This window comes from Bacillus sp. AFS037270 (assembly GCF_002585305.1).
Genome location: NZ_NUNF01000064.1, coordinates 1 through 16,334, shown reverse-complemented (window position 1 = coordinate 16,334; position 16,334 = coordinate 1). Strand labels below are relative to the sequence as shown.

16 protein-coding genes, 1 tRNA gene, 1 other RNA gene and 1 other annotated feature are annotated in these 16,334 nt (G+C 40.6%); of the genes, 13 read left to right on the top strand and 5 right to left on the bottom strand.

Going from position 1 to position 16,334, the window contains the following annotated elements:
- Nucleotides 1-67: 67 nt before the first annotated feature.
- On the bottom strand, nucleotides 68-1,018 hold the full coding sequence (locus COD92_RS26020) for a YaaC family protein (RefSeq protein WP_480254332.1): 951 nt from the start codon (nucleotides 1,016-1,018) through the stop codon (nucleotides 68-70).
- A gap of 98 nt (nucleotides 1,019-1,116) precedes the next feature.
- Here COD92_RS26020 and guaB point away from each other — a divergent pair, with 98 nt between their 5' ends.
- The 6 genes from guaB (at nucleotide 1,117) to COD92_RS25990 (ending at nucleotide 7,799) form a co-directional block, all read left to right on the top strand.
- Nucleotides 1,117-2,586 carry an IMP dehydrogenase gene (gene guaB, locus COD92_RS26015; RefSeq protein WP_098533729.1) on the top strand — a complete coding sequence of 490 codons (1,470 nt, stop codon included), beginning with the start codon at nucleotides 1,117-1,119 and terminating at the stop codon, nucleotides 2,584-2,586.
- 220 nt (nucleotides 2,587-2,806) lie between these two features.
- Nucleotides 2,807-4,120 (top strand): serine hydrolase, encoded by a 1,314-nt coding sequence (locus COD92_RS26010; protein ID WP_176541473.1) that lies wholly within the window; start codon nucleotides 2,807-2,809, stop codon nucleotides 4,118-4,120.
- A 179-nt stretch (nucleotides 4,121-4,299) separates the two neighbouring features.
- Complete coding sequence (pdxS, locus tag COD92_RS26005; RefSeq protein WP_098533733.1) at nucleotides 4,300-5,181, top strand: pyridoxal 5'-phosphate synthase lyase subunit PdxS; 882 nt, start codon at nucleotides 4,300-4,302, stop codon at nucleotides 5,179-5,181.
- A gap of 173 nt (nucleotides 5,182-5,354) precedes the next feature.
- A complete protein-coding gene (pdxT, locus tag COD92_RS26000) occupies nucleotides 5,355-5,945 on the top strand; it encodes a pyridoxal 5'-phosphate synthase glutaminase subunit PdxT (RefSeq protein WP_098533735.1) in 591 nt (196 codons plus the stop codon).
- Between the two features lie 52 nt (nucleotides 5,946-5,997).
- Nucleotides 5,998-6,216, top strand: a binding site (T-box leader).
- Nucleotides 6,217-6,314: 98 nt separating this feature from the next.
- Complete coding sequence (gene serS / locus COD92_RS25995) at nucleotides 6,315-7,595, top strand: serine--tRNA ligase (RefSeq protein ID WP_098533737.1); 1,281 nt, start codon at nucleotides 6,315-6,317, stop codon at nucleotides 7,593-7,595.
- Between the two features lie 111 nt (nucleotides 7,596-7,706).
- Nucleotides 7,707-7,799: transfer RNA gene (locus tag COD92_RS25990), tRNA-Ser, on the top strand.
- 206 nt (nucleotides 7,800-8,005) lie between these two features.
- Here COD92_RS25990 and COD92_RS25985 read toward each other — a convergent pair.
- From COD92_RS25985 to COD92_RS25970, 4 genes are all read right to left on the bottom strand, one after another.
- Entirely contained in the window at nucleotides 8,006-8,701 is a 696-nt protein-coding gene (locus COD92_RS25985) for a deoxynucleoside kinase (protein WP_098533739.1), read from the bottom strand.
- Nucleotides 8,702-8,705: 4 nt separating this feature from the next.
- On the bottom strand, nucleotides 8,706-9,371 hold the full coding sequence (locus tag COD92_RS25980; RefSeq protein WP_098533741.1) for a deoxynucleoside kinase: 666 nt from the start codon (nucleotides 9,369-9,371) through the stop codon (nucleotides 8,706-8,708).
- Between the two features lie 233 nt (nucleotides 9,372-9,604).
- The gene (locus COD92_RS25975) at nucleotides 9,605-10,891 is read right to left on the bottom strand and encodes a LysM peptidoglycan-binding domain-containing protein (RefSeq protein ID WP_098533743.1); all 1,287 of its coding nucleotides are present in this window, start codon (nucleotides 10,889-10,891) and stop codon (nucleotides 9,605-9,607) included.
- Nucleotides 10,892-10,921: 30 nt separating this feature from the next.
- Nucleotides 10,922-11,497: a cysteine hydrolase family protein gene (locus COD92_RS25970; RefSeq protein WP_098533745.1), complete on the bottom strand. Its 576-nt coding sequence runs from the start codon at nucleotides 11,495-11,497 to the stop codon at nucleotides 10,922-10,924.
- Nucleotides 11,498-11,616: 119 nt separating this feature from the next.
- Between COD92_RS25970 and tadA the strand changes: the two genes are divergently transcribed.
- From tadA to COD92_RS25935, 7 genes are all read left to right on the top strand, one after another.
- On the top strand, nucleotides 11,617-12,129 hold the full coding sequence (tadA, locus tag COD92_RS25965) for a tRNA adenosine(34) deaminase TadA (protein ID WP_098533755.1): 513 nt from the start codon (nucleotides 11,617-11,619) through the stop codon (nucleotides 12,127-12,129).
- A 92-nt stretch (nucleotides 12,130-12,221) separates the two neighbouring features.
- An RNA gene (gene ffs / locus COD92_RS25960) (signal recognition particle sRNA large type) lies at nucleotides 12,222-12,486 on the top strand.
- Nucleotides 12,487-12,620: 134 nt separating this feature from the next.
- Nucleotides 12,621-14,321 carry a DNA polymerase III subunit gamma/tau gene (gene dnaX / locus COD92_RS25955; RefSeq protein WP_098533747.1) on the top strand — a complete coding sequence of 567 codons (1,701 nt, stop codon included), beginning with the start codon at nucleotides 12,621-12,623 and terminating at the stop codon, nucleotides 14,319-14,321.
- Nucleotides 14,322-14,347: 26 nt separating this feature from the next.
- The gene (locus tag COD92_RS25950) at nucleotides 14,348-14,671 is read left to right on the top strand and encodes a YbaB/EbfC family nucleoid-associated protein (protein ID WP_374110708.1); all 324 of its coding nucleotides are present in this window, start codon (nucleotides 14,348-14,350) and stop codon (nucleotides 14,669-14,671) included.
- A 185-nt stretch (nucleotides 14,672-14,856) separates the two neighbouring features.
- Nucleotides 14,857-15,453, top strand: coding sequence for a recombination mediator RecR (gene recR, locus COD92_RS25945; protein ID WP_098533749.1), 597 nt, complete (start codon nucleotides 14,857-14,859; stop codon nucleotides 15,451-15,453).
- A gap of 78 nt (nucleotides 15,454-15,531) precedes the next feature.
- Complete coding sequence (locus COD92_RS25940) at nucleotides 15,532-15,750, top strand: YaaL family protein (RefSeq protein WP_098533751.1); 219 nt, start codon at nucleotides 15,532-15,534, stop codon at nucleotides 15,748-15,750.
- An 84-nt stretch (nucleotides 15,751-15,834) separates the two neighbouring features.
- The gene (locus COD92_RS25935) at nucleotides 15,835-16,098 is read left to right on the top strand and encodes a pro-sigmaK processing inhibitor BofA family protein (protein WP_098533753.1); all 264 of its coding nucleotides are present in this window, start codon (nucleotides 15,835-15,837) and stop codon (nucleotides 16,096-16,098) included.
- Nucleotides 16,099-16,334: the final 236 nt, after the last annotated feature.

The following is a 16,334-nucleotide window of genomic DNA, read 5'->3' as shown; positions in this document are numbered from 1 at the left end:
AGAACGCCTTCTTTCCCTGAAACGTCTTATGCTTGTCGGGGCTGTTCAAGGCACTTGCGCTTTTGTTCTATTGCATAAGAAATTTATAGATCAGAAACGGCCCTTTTTTCATTGTGACCTCGATGAATGATTTGATAAATGGATAATCTCGGTTGGGCATCATCTTCGTTAACTCACTCCACCATTCTGTTTCATAACGGGCAATCATGCTAAGGTTATACAACAAAAGATAGTGAACAAGCAGTTCTGGAAAATTATTGAAGTTTCCTTTATCAAGTGGAATTGTGTAACTTTTATCTTCCAAGTTATAAAAAAGCGGTGACATTTCAGAAAGAAGGTCCTCACTTATCTGAAAGGCAAGCCCCTCATTAGCGAACTCCACATTATTTTTAAACTTTGAGGTAAAAAACTCCTTAAACCTGCTCTCCGTCATATGATAGTTATCCAGTACATACTCAGGGATTAGAAGTTTATTATCATGCTGAGTTAAATTGGCAAATGTCCTTTTTCCTTCAACGATAAAGAATAAATCATTTAATTCAGGTATAAGCTGTAATAAATCCTCCATAATAGCTTTTTCCCCTTCCAATTGTTTCATGTGAAACATTTTCTCTGACATATAGGGGAAAAGGCCATTTTTTTGAAACTTTACTTCATCATGGAAAAAAAGGTAATTCTGCTTTTTTCTTTTCCTTGTAGAAACGCCGTGGGCCAATACAGCGGTAGTTTCCGGATAGGAGGGATCTATGGTTAAGATACAGGCTTTAATTAAATGGACAAGTCCATAAAAGAGTAATATGGGTTTTAAAATTAGTGGAGACTTTTCTGCTTGATCATAATATATTTGCCCGTGTTCGAGATAATAGAGAAAGGCATATCCATTTTCATAGCTTTTTTGTTCAGGGTTTTCAATATTTCGCTTTTGGTAGCACATTCTTAAATATCTTTGGCAGTATTCTGCCGAAAAAAAACAAGAGTAACTTTTCCAATTTTTATAGTTAGTAACCAAGTCGCTCACCTTTTTCAGAAAAATCAATTTAATATTTATTCCTTGACAGTATTTTGTCCAATTGATAACCTACAAATAATATTTTTTGTTCTGGGGGGCTGTTTAAAATGTGGGAAAACAAATTTGCAAAAGAAGGATTAACGTTTGATGATGTTTTATTAATTCCGGGTAAATCAGAGGTACTGCCTAAAGATGTCAACCTGCAAGTAGAGTTATCGCCAAGTGTAAAGCTTAATATTCCAATTATCAGTGCTGGAATGGACACTGTAACGGAATCTGAAATGGCGATTTCCATTGCCCGTCAAGGCGGCTTAGGAATCATCCACAAGAATATGACCATTGAACAGCAGGCAGAACAAGTTGAGAAGGTTAAGAGATCTGAAAGCGGGGTTATTACGGATCCATTTTTCCTAACCCCTGAACACCAGGTGTTTGATGCGGAACATTTGATGGGCAAATATCGCATCTCTGGGGTTCCTATTGTGAATAATATGGAGGACCAGAGGCTGATCGGTATTATAACCAATCGTGATCTTCGTTTTATCCAGGATCAAGATTATTCATTTAAAATTTCTGATGTTATGACAAAAGAAAACCTTGTAACAGCCCCAGTCGGGACAACATTGAAAGAGGCCGAAAAAATACTTCAAAAGCATAAGATTGAAAAACTTCCGCTTGTGAATGAGGAAGGCGTATTAAAAGGATTAATTACGATTAAAGACATCGAAAAAGTAATTGAGTTTCCTAACTCAGCAAAAGACAGTCAGGGCCGTTTATTGGCAGGTGCAGCTGTAGGTGTAACAAAGGATACGATGAAGCGTGTTGAAGCCCTAGTAGCGGCAAATGTCGATGCGATCGTTATTGATACAGCTCATGGACATTCTAAAGGTGTTCTTGATATGGTGAAGGAAATCAGAAGTGCGTATCCTAACCTAACAATTATTGCAGGAAATGTTGCAACAGCAGAAGCGACAAAGGACTTGATTGAAGCGGGCGCTGATGTGGTAAAGGTAGGGATCGGACCTGGTTCCATTTGTACGACAAGAGTTGTAGCTGGTGTAGGAGTACCACAAATTACAGCTGTCTATGATTGTGCAGCGGAAGCGATGAAGCTTGGAAAAACAGTTATCGCTGATGGCGGAATTAAATACTCTGGAGATATTGTAAAGGCCTTGGCTGCAGGCGGGCATGCCGTTATGCTGGGAAGCTTATTAGCAGGCGTATCAGAGAGTCCTGGTGAAACGGAAATTTTCCAAGGACGCCGCTTTAAGGTTTACCGGGGTATGGGTTCAGTCGCTGCGATGGAAAAAGGTTCAAAAGACCGTTATTTCCAAGAAGACAATAAAAAGTTCGTTCCAGAAGGAATTGAAGGGCGGATTCCTTATAAAGGTCCATTAGCTGAGACGATTTACCAGCTTATTGGCGGCATACGGTCTGGTATGGGCTATTGCGGAACAAAGGATCTTCATGATTTAAGAACAAAAGCACAATTTATTAAGATGACAGGTGCTGGTTTGAAAGAAAGTCATCCACACGATGTTCAAATTACCAAAGAAGCACCAAATTATTCACTATAGATTTTATTAAACAGAGAGGTCATACCTCTCTGTTTTTATTATGAAGAATTTCCTATTAAATTTTAAGAAAATTTTAATCAAATGCCAAAGAATGGTCCAATGCTCATTCTATGATTTACTAGGCAGGTATGATAAAATATTCAAAGTGTATAAATTCCTTGGAGGGCGTGTAATAGTGAACAAACATCTTTATCGAAAATATGTTGCCAGTGCATTGGCAATGATTATGTTTTTTAGCGTTTTTGCTGGTGTACATAAGGCTCATGCAGAAGCAGCTTTAAATGTGAATGCAGATGGAGCCATTTTAGTAGACGGTAAGACAGGTAAGGTTTTATATGAAAAAAATGCTGATAGTGTACTAGGAATTGCTAGTATGACCAAAATGATGACTGAGTATATCCTGCTTGACTCAGTGAAAAAGGGAAAAGTGAAATGGGATCAAGAGTACAAGGTAAGTGACCTTGTGTACAAAATATCTCAGCGGCGTGATCTTTCCAATGTGCCACTACGAGCGGATGGTACTTATAAAGTACGAGAATTATATGAAGCTATGGCGATTTACTCTGCCAATGCCGCAACCATTGCCCTTGCAGAAATTATGGGCGGTTCAGAAACAAACTTTGTAAAGATGATGAATGATAAAGCAAAGGCACTTGGGTTAAAGGATTATAAATTTGTGAACTCAACAGGTTTGAACAATCGAGATTACAATGGCCTGCAGCCAGAAGGAACGGGTGCAGAGGACGAAAACGTGATGTCATCCCGGGCTGTGGCAAAGCTAGCTTTTCACTTAATTAATGATTTTCCTGATGTGCTAAAAACAGCCAGCACACCAAAGAAGATTTTCCGTGAAGGAACAGATGACCAAATTAGTATGATTAACTGGAACTGGATGTTGCCATCACTAGATTATGGTTACCAAGGGATGGACGGGCTAAAAACGGGAACAACAGATTTTGCAGGTTACTGTTTTACCGGAACAGCGAGCCGTGATGGAAAACGATTTATTACGGTTGTGCAAAACGCTAAGGATGCCTCTGGACAAGGCGGTTACAGTGCCCGCTTTGAAGAAACTAGAAAAATGCTGGATTATGCTTTTAGTAACTATACCAATGTAAAACTAGTTCCAAAACATTATCAGGTCAAAGGACAGAAGACAGTGCCCGTCCTTAAAGGGAAAGAAAATCAGGTAAAGATTTATACGAAATCTGCTATTAATATGATCGTTCTTAATGGTGAAGAGAAAAACTATCAACCTGAGCTCGTATTAGATAAAAATAAAGTTAACAAAGACGGTGAGTTAACTGCTCCGATTAAAAAGGGAGAAACGGTCGGTTATGTGACCTTAAAACCAAAGAATGGCGAGAAGGTTAGTTTCTTAACAGCTGAGGGTCAAAAGAAAGCACAAGTGGATGTTGTTGCAGCAGAAGATGTTGAAAAGGCTAACTGGTTTGTTTTAATGATGCGCGGTATCGGTAATTTCTTTGGAGATGTATTTCATGGGATAGGAACAACTGTTAAGGGATGGTTTTAAATTTAAGTCCGTTAATATTTACCATATAATAAAGAAAAGGATTTCTTGTCTTGACAGGAATCCTTTTTTGTTGCTTTAATGTTTTTATGGTAAAATTATTCCGATATTTTAAATAGGGATTTTTCCTATAGGTATGAATTAATTTTTCTTAAAATTAAAAATAAAAGGGGGATTTTTTTATGAAAACTGGTACGGATCTTGTAAAACGTGGTATGGCTGAAATGCAAAAGGGCGGCGTTATTATGGACGTCATTAACGCTGAGCAGGCAAAAATTGCGGAGGAAGCTGGTGCCGTTGCAGTAATGGCATTAGAGCGTGTTCCATCTGATATCCGCGCAGCTGGCGGTGTTGCGAGAATGGCTGACCCAAGAATTGTCGAAGAGGTACTTAAAGCTGTTTCTATCCCTGTTATGGCAAAAGCAAGAATTGGTCATATCGTCGAAGCACGAGTACTTGAAGCTATGGGCGTCGATTATATCGATGAGAGCGAAGTTTTAACACCTGCAGATGAAGAATACCACCTAAACAAAAAAGACTATACAGTGCCATTTGTGTGCGGCTGCCGCGACCTTGGTGAAGCTGCCCGCCGAATCGGTGAAGGTGCATCTATGCTTCGTACAAAAGGTGAACCTGGAACAGGTAACATCGTAGAAGCTGTTCGCCACATGCGTAAGGTGAATGCACAAGTTCGCAAGGTTGTTGGAATGAACGAAGATGAGTTAATGACTGAAGCAAAACTACTTGGTGCACCATATGAATTATTGCTTGAAATTAAGAACCTTGGCCGCCTTCCAGTTGTTAACTTTGCTGCTGGTGGTGTTGCAACACCTGCTGATGCTGCATTGATGATGCAATTGGGAGCAGATGGCGTATTCGTTGGTTCTGGTATCTTCAAATCTGAGAACCCTGCTAAATTTGCAAGAGCGATTGTGGAAGCAACTACACATTATCAAGATTACAAATTAATCGCTGAACTTTCAAAGGATCTCGGAACACCAATGAAAGGTATCGAAATCTCTTCCCTAGCACCAGAAGCTCGCATGCAGGAGCGTGGATGGTAATTAGAAAAGCGGAAGCGACTTGTTCAGAGGCGACAGGCATAAGACGAGCTGGCGAGAAGGCTGCTTTTTAGCCTTTTTGATAGTTTGGCTGTAGACCTCTGAGCCTCTAGGCGCTGGAGCTAGACAGTATTCAAAGTTTATCACTTAAACTGAGTAGTAGAAGGGGTATAATAATGACTAAAATCGGCGTACTTGCTTTACAAGGAGCTGTCCGTGAACATATTAAATCTTTAGAGGCATGTGGAGTAGAGGCAGTTGCAGTCAAGCGCAAACAGGAATTAGAGGACCTTGATGGCCTTATTCTTCCTGGCGGTGAAAGCACGGCAATGCGCCGCTTAATTGATAAATATGATTTTATGGATGCTCTAAAAGAATTTGCACGTGCGGGGAAACCTATGTTTGGTACATGTGCCGGTCTGATTCTTTTAGCAAAAGAACTTGTGGGGTATGATGAGTCACACATCGGTGTAATGAACATCAAGGTGGAACGGAACTCATTTGGCCGCCAAGTTGACAGCTTTGAGGCCGACCTCACGATTAAGGATGTAGCAGACAGTTTTCCAGCGGTGTTTATCCGTGCGCCGCACATCGTTGAGGCAGGCGAGAATGTTGAAATTTTGTCCAAGCATAATGACCGCATCGTCGCCGCACGGGAAGGACAATATCTTGGCTGCTCATTCCATCCGGAATTAACCGAGAACCATGCGATTACGGCTTATTTCGTCGAAATGGTGAAGGAAGCAAAAGCGAAACAATTTGTTTAATTCGGTTGCATTTGGTTCATAATTATAGTAAATTATAAAACAAATCAATAATGAAAAAGCAATGAGAGGAACTAGTAACAAGAACCTCACTCCAAAGAGAGCCGGTGGCTGGTGTGAACCGGTGTGTGATACTTGTGAATCCCTCCTCGAGTAAGGTACGGAACACCTATAAGGTAAGTAAGTACTTTCGGTAAAAACCGTTACAGTTTTTTGAGGTGGGCAGCCTATGTTGTCAACCAGGGTGGTATCGCGACTAACTCTCGTCCCTGTATTTGGGGCGGGAGTTTTTTTATTTTAAAGCGGAAGCGCCCGTTTAGCGGCGCTGGAGCTGATAGTTTTCAAATTATATAATAAAGGAGTGCCGACAGAATGTTAGATATTAAGGTACTAAGAGCTAATTTTGCTGAAGTAAAAGAAAAGCTTCAGCATCGCGGTGAGGATTTAACTGATTTAGGCCGATTTGAGGATCTAGATGTAAAAAGACGAGAGCTAATCGTTGAATCTGAAAAATTGAAGAGCCGCAAAAATGAAGTATCACAGCAAGTGGCTGCACTGAAGCGCGAAAAGAAAGATGCAGACCACTTAATTACAGAGATGCGTGAAGTTGGCGATCAAATAAAAAGCTTAGATGACGAACTCCGCGGCGTCGAGGAGACGTTAGAACAGCTGTTATTAAGCATTCCTAACATTCCACATGAAAGTGTCCCAATCGGTGAAACCGAGGATGATAATGTGGAAATTAGAAAGTGGGGCCAAGTCCGTGAGTTTGAGTTTGAAGCAAAGCCGCACTGGGACATTGCGACTGAACTAGGCATCCTTGATTTTGAACGGGCAGGAAAGGTTACAGGCAGCCGCTTTGTCTTTTATAGGGGGCTGGGAGCTCGTTTAGAACGGGCCTTAATCAGCTTCATGCTGGACCTGCATGTTGATGAGCACGGCTATACAGAAATATTGCCGCCATACTTAGTCAACCGTACAAGCATGACCGGTACAGGACAATTGCCAAAGTTTGAAGAGGATGCCTTCTTAATAGAAAATGAAGATTATTTCCTCATTCCTACAGCTGAGGTGCCAGTCACAAACTATCATCGTGATGAGATTTTAAGTGGAGAAGACCTTCCGATTCGTTTTGCTGCTTATAGTGCTTGTTTCCGTTCTGAAGCAGGATCTGCAGGGCGTGATACAAGAGGATTAATCCGTCAGCATCAATTTAATAAGGTCGAGCTTGTTAAATTTGTGAAACCCGAAGATTCTTATGAGGAACTTGAAAAGCTTACACACGATGCAGAACGTGTGTTGCAGCTGCTAGAACTTCCTTACCGTGTGTTAAGCATGTGTACCGGTGACCTCGGCTTTACAGCTGCAAAAAAATACGATATTGAGGTTTGGATCCCAAGCTACGGAACCTACCGTGAGATTTCTTCTTGCAGTAACTTTGAGGCCTTCCAGGCAAGACGGGCAAATATCCGCTTCCGTCGTGATCCGAAAGCGAAACCGGAGCATGTTCATACCTTAAATGGATCTGGTCTTGCAATTGGCCGCACGGTCGCCGCAATATTAGAAAATTATCAGCAGGAGGACGGCAGTGTCGTCATTCCTACGGCCTTACGTCCATATATGGGCAACCGCGACGTCATTAAACCTATGTAAAAAACTGCATATCAAAGGATTTTTTCGGGCACTCTAAATTTGTCCGAAAAAATCCTGTTTTACTATTTGACATTATCATTATTTTTATGGTAAATTATCATTTGTTGATACGGAGGAATACCCAAGTCCGGCTGAAGGGATCGGTCTTGAAAACCGACAGGCGGGTTAAACCGCGCGGGGGTTCGAATCCCTCTTCCTCCGCCATTATCTAAAAAGAATCACGCGCATAAAAACTGGAGATAAAAATTCGTTACAATTATTTGTAGCGAATTTTTTTTTGCAAAAAAATATGTCTAGCTGCAGCGCCTAGGGGCTCTGGGGCATAAGCCAATCCGTCAAGAAGGCTCGTCTTATGCCTGTCGCCCCTGAACAAGGCGCTTTCGCTTTTCGATAAAAAAGCACAAATTGGTTTAACCAATCTGTGCTTTTTCTATTTTTAAAATCTTATTTAATTTTTCATCTACAGCATTGCAAACCTTGATGGCATCTGCCTTACTTTTGACCACATCAGTATTGTCCATATCAATCACTAGCACTTCGCTTGCTGCATACTGATTCAAGACCCATTCGTCGTAGCCCTTCCAAACCTCGAAGTAGTACTCTTTTAGTTCAGGATTAATTTCAAAGCTTCTGCCGCGTGCCATTATCCGGTCAATGACCGTATCAAATGATCCTTTTAGGTAAACCATTAAATCTGGTGCCTTCTTAGGAAGTTCATTGAGTTCTTCCATCATATTATCAACAAGCTCTTCATAGATTTTGAATTCCAATTCAGAAATTCGGCCTAAATTTTTATTTACATAAGCAAAATACCAATCCTCATAAATCGAACGGTCTTGAATGGTATAAACGGGTTCGCGCCAATTCACACATTCCTTAACAGTCTTAAATCGTTTGTTTAAAAAGAATAATTGTAAGAGGAACGGAATTCTTCTTGCATCCAATTCTTCTGGTGTCAGTTCATAATAAAGGGGAAGAATTGGATTATCATCGACCGCTTCATAAAATACCTTACTCTCAATGCCTTTATTTTTAAAGTGTGCATTCAATGTATCAGCTACACTTGTTTTTCCTAGACCAATCATACCACCAATAACGATACTCACTAACCTAACATCCCCCGTTCAATAATATGTTGTTTGTCCAGCTGCTTTCTTTTAAGGAAGTAGTTAACTTTTGAAAAATATAATTTAAATCCTGTTCACTTTTTACGAAATCCAGCTCATCTCCGCTAAAGCGAAGAACGGGAATTTCCGGATGTTCTTTCTCAAAGACAGCTATGGTATTTTCATAGTCAATAGAGAGCTGTTCTAAATATAAAGGGCTGATATTTTTCTCTACTTCTCGACCTCTTTTTTTAATCCGTTTCAAAAGTGTATCGAGGCTTGCACTTAAATAAATTATCACATTCGGTTTCGGCATATCTTCCGTTAGAATTTGATAAATCTTAAAGTACTTTTGGTACTCTTCGTTATTTAAAGTCCGTTCAGCGAAGATCAAATTCTTTAAAATATGATAGTCCGCCACAACCGATTTGTTTTGGCTTAAATAATGGGTATTGATATCCCCTAATTGCTTATAGCGATTGCAGAGAAAGAACATTTCAGTTTGAAAACTCCACTCCTCTATATTTTCGTAGAATTTCCCTAAAAATGGATTTTCATCAACAATCTCTTTTAATAAAGCAAAATGGAACTTTTCTGAAATAGCTTTTGCGAGAGATGTTTTTCCTACACCAATCGGCCCCTCAACGGTAATAAAGGGTGTAACCCCCATTGCAAGTCCTCCTTCTCCAACTGCCTGAACATCTATGTTATCTTATGATAAGTTTTTACCTATCTTATCTTAGTTCCTATTGTTATACGTTCTTTATAAGACGCAAAGAATATTTTATCATAATCTGTCGAAGGAAGGGATATGGAATATTTTCAAGCTGTAAATTTTATGTCAAATACATAAAAAAACTGCCGACTAACGGCAGTTTTTGTAGAAATGGAAATTTATATATGCTAGGATCCCTTTTTGGTTACATTGAAATTATCTACGATTAATAGCCAATTTTGTGGAAAGGCTAACCCAAGTTTCCAGTAGCTCATTCCTCGGAGATTCAGCTCCTTGATTAAGTCAAACTTTGCCTGGATTGACCGGGCATCTTCAAACCAAACTTCGTGCTGCTTACCATCGGCGGTATATCGGAAGTGAGGAGCTTGTGCTTTTGTGTCGTATTCAATCGGAACATTATGTGTTGCAGCAAGCTGAATGGCCTGCTGCGGGCTCACCGCTTTTGCTACTGTTCCTTGGACAAAAGGAAGTGTCCAGTCATAGCCATAGAGGTTCTGTCCCATTAGAATCTTATTTGAAGGCATTTCAGTAATGGCGTATTCTAGAACTTTCCTGACCTGTTCGATTGGTGATACAGCCATGGCAGGGCCGCCGCTGTATCCCCACTCATAGGTCATAATCACGACAAAGTCAGAGATTTCCCCATGTGCTCGATAGTCGTGGCCTTCATACCATTTTCCTTTTTGGGTGGCACTTGTTTTCGGAGCAAGGGCAGTAGACATGAACCAGCCCTCCCGGCTAAACCTTTGTTTTGCCTTCCGCAAAAAGTTATTATAGGCTTCTCGGTCAGCTGGCCGTAAAAACTCAAAATCAAAATGAATGTCGCGGAATCCATATTTTTTGGCGGTAGCGACAATATTATTGAGGAATCGATCCTGGATCGCAATATCGTTTAATAAAATGCGGCCAAGTTCGTCACTAAATTGATCATTCTCCTGATTGTTAATGACCATCATTAATACGTTGCGATTGGCTCTAGCTATTGCAGGGAAGTTATTTAATAAAGGCTCTTTTAAGGTCCCATCGCGGCGCGCTTGGAAACTAAACGGGGCTAAATAGGTTAAGTACGGAGCCGCTTCTCGGGCGCTTGATTCTAAAACAGGGGCTACGGTCGTTCCGCGCGGCTCAACATAGGCGTTAAACTCAGCGTTTCTCTTTGTCCCTTGAGGTATATAGAGACGGAAACCTACATTTAAGGGCTGATTGATGTTAATACGGTTAACGCTTGCCAATTGTTGAGGAGAAACGCCGAACTTACGCCCTATTGAATAAAGGGAATCACCAGATTGAACGAAATAAAAATGGCCGATAATGGGAATAACAATGGATTGTCCAATGACAAGATTATTTGGGTTTGGCAATTCATTTGCCTCAACGATGTCTTGTACGGTCGTATGATAAGTCCTTGCAATCGTTGTTAATGATTCATTACTCTTTATGACATGGATTTGCATCCTAATCCCTCCCCGAAACATACGCTACAGCTATTCTATGAGGGCGGATTTGTTTACATGATATAATGTTGATAAATTTTGTGAGGGTTTAACCACTGCTTTTAAAACATTTTTCATCATCATCAGAGCGTACTGGTTATCTTGATCATCGGCTGAGGCAATACAATCATTAGGGATGAGGAGCTTGTATTCGCGCATATAGGCGTCGTTTGCTGTAAATAGAACACAGATGTTGCCGGCAATTCCAGTTACAATAAGGGTATTAACTTTTAGCTGGTGGAGTAAGGTATTTAAGGCAGTACCATAAAAGGCGGAGTGTTTAGGTTTGATTAAAAAAAAATCATTTTCGCCCGGAAGCACTTTCTTGTAGATAGGCTCACTATATTGATTTCGGCAATGTTCAATAATTCTATGGTAATCAGCTTGCCATAAATTATAATGATCGTTAATGAAAATAACAGGAAGCTGCTGCTGATTAAACTGATCTTTTACTTCTTTAATCTGTTCGGCAATTTTCAATGCCTTTTGGGCAAGAATCGGACCATGTGTAAAATCAAAGTTATTGATCATATCAATGATTAAGAGTGCAGGACGGATCTGATCCAAACTGTCTCCCTCCTTTTCGTTTATTTTGGAGTAGCAGGGGAGTTTTTATCCCGCCTTTCATTGATTAGGGGATTTCAAACCCTTTAATACTAAAATAATTGGGTGATAATTTGATAAATATCGTAGAATCTCAAGATGAATTTTTTATGAAGGAAGCAATAAAGGAAGCAAAGAAAGCGGAAGAATTAAATGAAGTACCAATTGGTGCAGTGCTGGTGATGCAAGGTGAAATTATTTCCCGGGCCCATAATTTAAGAGAGCTAGAACAAAGTGCAATTGCTCATGCCGAGTTGCTAGCGATTGATCAAGCCTGCCGGCAAACCGGATCTTGGCGGTTAGAGGATTCAACCCTATATGTCACCCTGGAGCCATGTCCTATGTGTGCCGGTGCGATTATTTTATCAAGAGTGAAAAGAGTGGTTTATGGTGCAAGTGATCCAAAAGGGGGCTGTGCCGGGACTCTCATGAATCTGTTACACGATGAACGCTTCAATCATCAGTGTGATGTTACAAAGGGCGTTTTAGAAGAAGAATGCGGGCAGCTGCTTTCTGCATTTTTTCGAAGCATAAGAGATCGAAAAAAGCTCGAAAAGCAAATGAAGAATAATCAAGTATTTAAAGATTTACAGTAATTTACAGTGGATTAAGATTGCTTTTTTTCGCGATAGGTTGTATATTAGAAAGGCGTCAGATACGACGCGTGAAAATTTAGGTATCAATTTTGCCGTGCTAGGTGGGGAGGCAGCGGTGCCCTGTACCCGCAATCCGCTCTAGCGGGACTGAATCCCTTCCCGAGGCTTACGACCTGTAGGGTCTGCCTTAAGTAAGTGGTGTTGACGCCCTGGTCCTGCGCAATGGGAATCCATGAACCATGTCAGGTCCGGAAGGAAGCAGCATTAAGTGGACGCTCCCATGTGCCGCAGGGTTGCCTGGGCCGAGCTAACTGCTTAAGTAACGCTTATGGGCGTATGTCGACGGAAGGTGCACGGCAGTACATATATGCATGCACTCAAAAACTCATCTCAAATTACGGGATGAGTTTTTTTACATACATTTTGAAAAATGGAAATTAAATAAGCTATAATGGATATGATGATAAAAAATTTGAAGGGGGCGGTGTCCAGTGGCATATCAAGCTTTATATCGTGTTTGGCGTCCGCAGGCATTTATTGATGTAGTAGGACAAGAACATGTTACCAAGACATTGCAAAACGCCCTGCTTCAGCAAAAAATTTCACATGCCTATCTTTTTTCAGGTCCTAGAGGAACAGGTAAAACAAGTGCTGCTAAAATATTAGCAAAGGCTATTAATTGTGAGCATGCACCGGTTTCAGAGCCATGTAATGAATGTGCGGCATGCCGCGGCATCACTAATGGCACTATTCCAGATGTATTAGAATTTGATGCTGCTTCAAATTCCCGTGTTGAGGAAATGAGGGATGTCCTCGATAAGGTCAAATTTGCACCAACGGCTGTAAACTACAAGGTCTATATTATAGATGAAGTGCATATGCTGTCGATTAGTGCTTTTAATGCCTTGTTGAAGACGCTCGAGGAACCGCCAAAGCATGTTATTTTTATTTTAGCAACAACAGAACCTCATAAGATCCCGCTAACGATTATCTCAAGGTGTCAACGTTTTGATTTTAGGCGCATAACAGCAGGATCCATTGTGAATAGAATGAAATTAATCGTGGAAGAAACAGGCGTGAACTGTGATGAAACGGCGCTGCAAATGATTGCCCGCGCTGCTGAGGGCGGTATGCGTGATGCCTTAAGTCTGTTGGACCAAGCTATTTCCTACAGTCAGGACCGTGTTACACTTGAAGACGCGTTAACCGTTACAGGATCTGTATCACAAGGATTTCTTAATAAATTAGCCCATGCCTTTCAAGAAAGTGATGTGGCAAGTGGTCTAGAGGCACTCGATGAACTATTATTCCATGGGAAAGATCCATCCAGATTTATGGAGGACTTAATTTTATTTTATCGGGATATGCTCCTTTATAAAACCGCCCCTAATCTGGAGGAATCGCTTGAAAGAGTGATGCTGGATGAGGATTTTCGAAAATTGGCGGAAACGATCCCAGTTGAAAAAATTTATCAGCTTATCGATTTGCTGAATAAGACACAGCAGGAAATGCGCTGGACCAATCACCCCCGGATCTTTTTGGAGGTAGCGGTTGTAAAGCTTTGTCAATTGGAAGTGAAACCATCATCCGTTCAAATTGATACTGCACCTATTGGGGAATTACTAGCAAGAATTGATCAGCTTGAGTCAGAGCTGCAGCACTTAAAGGCTAATGGTGTAGCACCGGCTGCTCAAGAGGGAGCGCCACAACAGCAAAAACCTGCACAAAGATCATCCTCGAAAAAGGCCTTTCAGGCACCAGTTGGAAAAATAAATGAAGTTTTAAAGCAGGCAACGAAGAACGATTTAAATTTAATTAAAGCAAATTGGGGAGAAATGCGGTCTAGCCTGTTAAAGTCGCAGGCTGCATTATTAAATGATGCTGAACCGATCGCCGCTTCCTCTACCGCTTTTATTATAAAATTTAAGCATGAAATGATTTGCCAAATGGCAATGAACCGCACCGATTTTCTTGAAGCCGTTACAGCTGCACTTTTAAAATTAACAGGCAAGAGGCTTCAGCTTTTAGGCGTTCCTGAAGATCAATGGATGCCGATTCGCGAAAGCTTTTTAAATAGTCAGCATGATGAAGAAGGAACAAGCTTAGGCGGTGAGTCTGTAAAAGAAGAGGAACCGCATATTGCAGAGGCAAAGAAATTATTTGGTGCTGAGTTTGTAGAAATTATTGACTAATGAATAAATAAATGGAGGTTAGGATTATGATGCGTGGTGGCGGAATGGGTAACATGCAAAATATGATGAAACAAATGCAAAAGATGCAGAAGAAGATGGCGGAGGCTCAAGAAGAGTTAGGCCAGCAAAAAATTGAAGGTACTGCCGGCGGCGGAATGGTAACGGTGATTGTTACAGGACATAAAGAAGTAGTAGATGTGCAAATTAAACCTGAGGCCGTAGATCCAGATGATGTTGAAATGCTTCAAGACTTGGTTCTTGCAGCAGTTAATGATGCCCTTAAAAAGGCGGAAGAATTAACAAACAATACAATGGGTCAATTTACTAAAGGAATGAATTTACCTTTTTAATGAGATAAGAAAAAAGTTTTTTCTTTGAGAATTGTCTAGCTCCAGCGCCTAGGGGCTCGGGGTCATAAGCCCCTGTTCAAGGCGCTTGCGCTATTTTATTAAATGTTGAGTTGGGGTGCATAGGAACTTAGGATGTTTTCGTCCCTGAGGCCTGGCACCCCTGCTTTCTAGAGGAGAAAAGCTAAATGCACTATCCAGAACCCATATCAAAGCTGATAGACAGCTTTATGAAGCTGCCAGGAATTGGTCCTAAAACGGCTGCCCGGCTGGCTTTCCATGTTTTAAATATGAAAGAAGACACAGTGCTCGACTTTGCAAAAGCACTTGTCAACGCAAAACGTAATTTAACTTATTGCTCCGTCTGTGGGCATATTACCGATCAAGATCCGTGTTATATCTGTGAGGACCAGCGCCGGGATAAAAGCATTATTTGTGTCGTTCAAGATCCAAAGGATGTTATTGCGATGGAAAAGATGAAAGAATTCAATGGCTTATACCATGTTCTGCACGGGGCTATTTCACCAATGGATGGAATTGGACCAGAGGATATAAATATTCCCGATTTATTGAAACGTCTCCAAGACGAAACGGTTCAAGAAGTCATTCTCGCCACGAACCCAAATATTGAGGGAGAAGCAACAGCCATGTATATCTCCCGATTGTTAAAACCATCAGGCATTAAAACAACTAGAATTGCTCATGGACTTCCTGTTGGCGGGGACCTTGAGTATGCAGATGAGGTTACCTTATCTAAGGCACTTGAGGGAAGACGGGAATTGTAAACCATAAACAGGTAAATGTCTCATGAAATCTAATTACAGATTTTAGCTAGACACACACTATAACCGGAGGAATAACAGATGTTTTTTCGGCGCAAAGGGCGGCTGCGAAAAGAGTATGATGAGAAGCTGTTAGCACAATTAAACCGATTTAAAACACATTGGCAGCAGGAAAAGATGCTTTTAGAAAAAAGCTTTGACCCTTCAGAAGAAGTGATCTGTCAAACTAAAATAGCAGAAGCTAAATATATCTTTCTATTAAGAGAAGCAAAGCAGCGAAATGTAACCATTCTTAAGTAATATAGTATTTCTCCCCATATGGTCTATACAGAACAACTTGTACATATGTTGTAGTAAAAAGACATTAGAGGGGGGAAGCTCTAGTTGGAACCAATAGTCGTAATTTCTATTTTAGGCGGGCTTATTCTTTTATTATTATTTTCTGGTGCACCATTTAAGCCAATACGATTTGTCGGACAGGCAGCTGTAAAGTTTTTAATAGGAGCTTTGTTTTTATTTTTCCTGAATGTGGCTGGCAATCGATATGGAATTCATGTCCCGATTAATTTTGCGACTTCCGCTGTTTCAGGTTTTCTTGGTATACCGGGATTAGTCGCATTAGTTGCGATCCAGCATTGGGTTCTATAGAAAAAAACCGCTGAAAAACAGCGGTTTTCCTTATGCTGGAGGTAAAAGACAAAAGGAAAATCTATTTCAGAAAAAATAATAATAATTTGCTTGACGGATTAAATGGAATGCTGTAATATACTAAAAGTCGTCACCGAGACGACAAAGAAAAAAGAAAGTTGTTGACTTTTAGTTGATAACTTGGTAAGATAATAAAGTCGCATTTGAGCGACGGGATATTGTTCTTTGAAAACTAA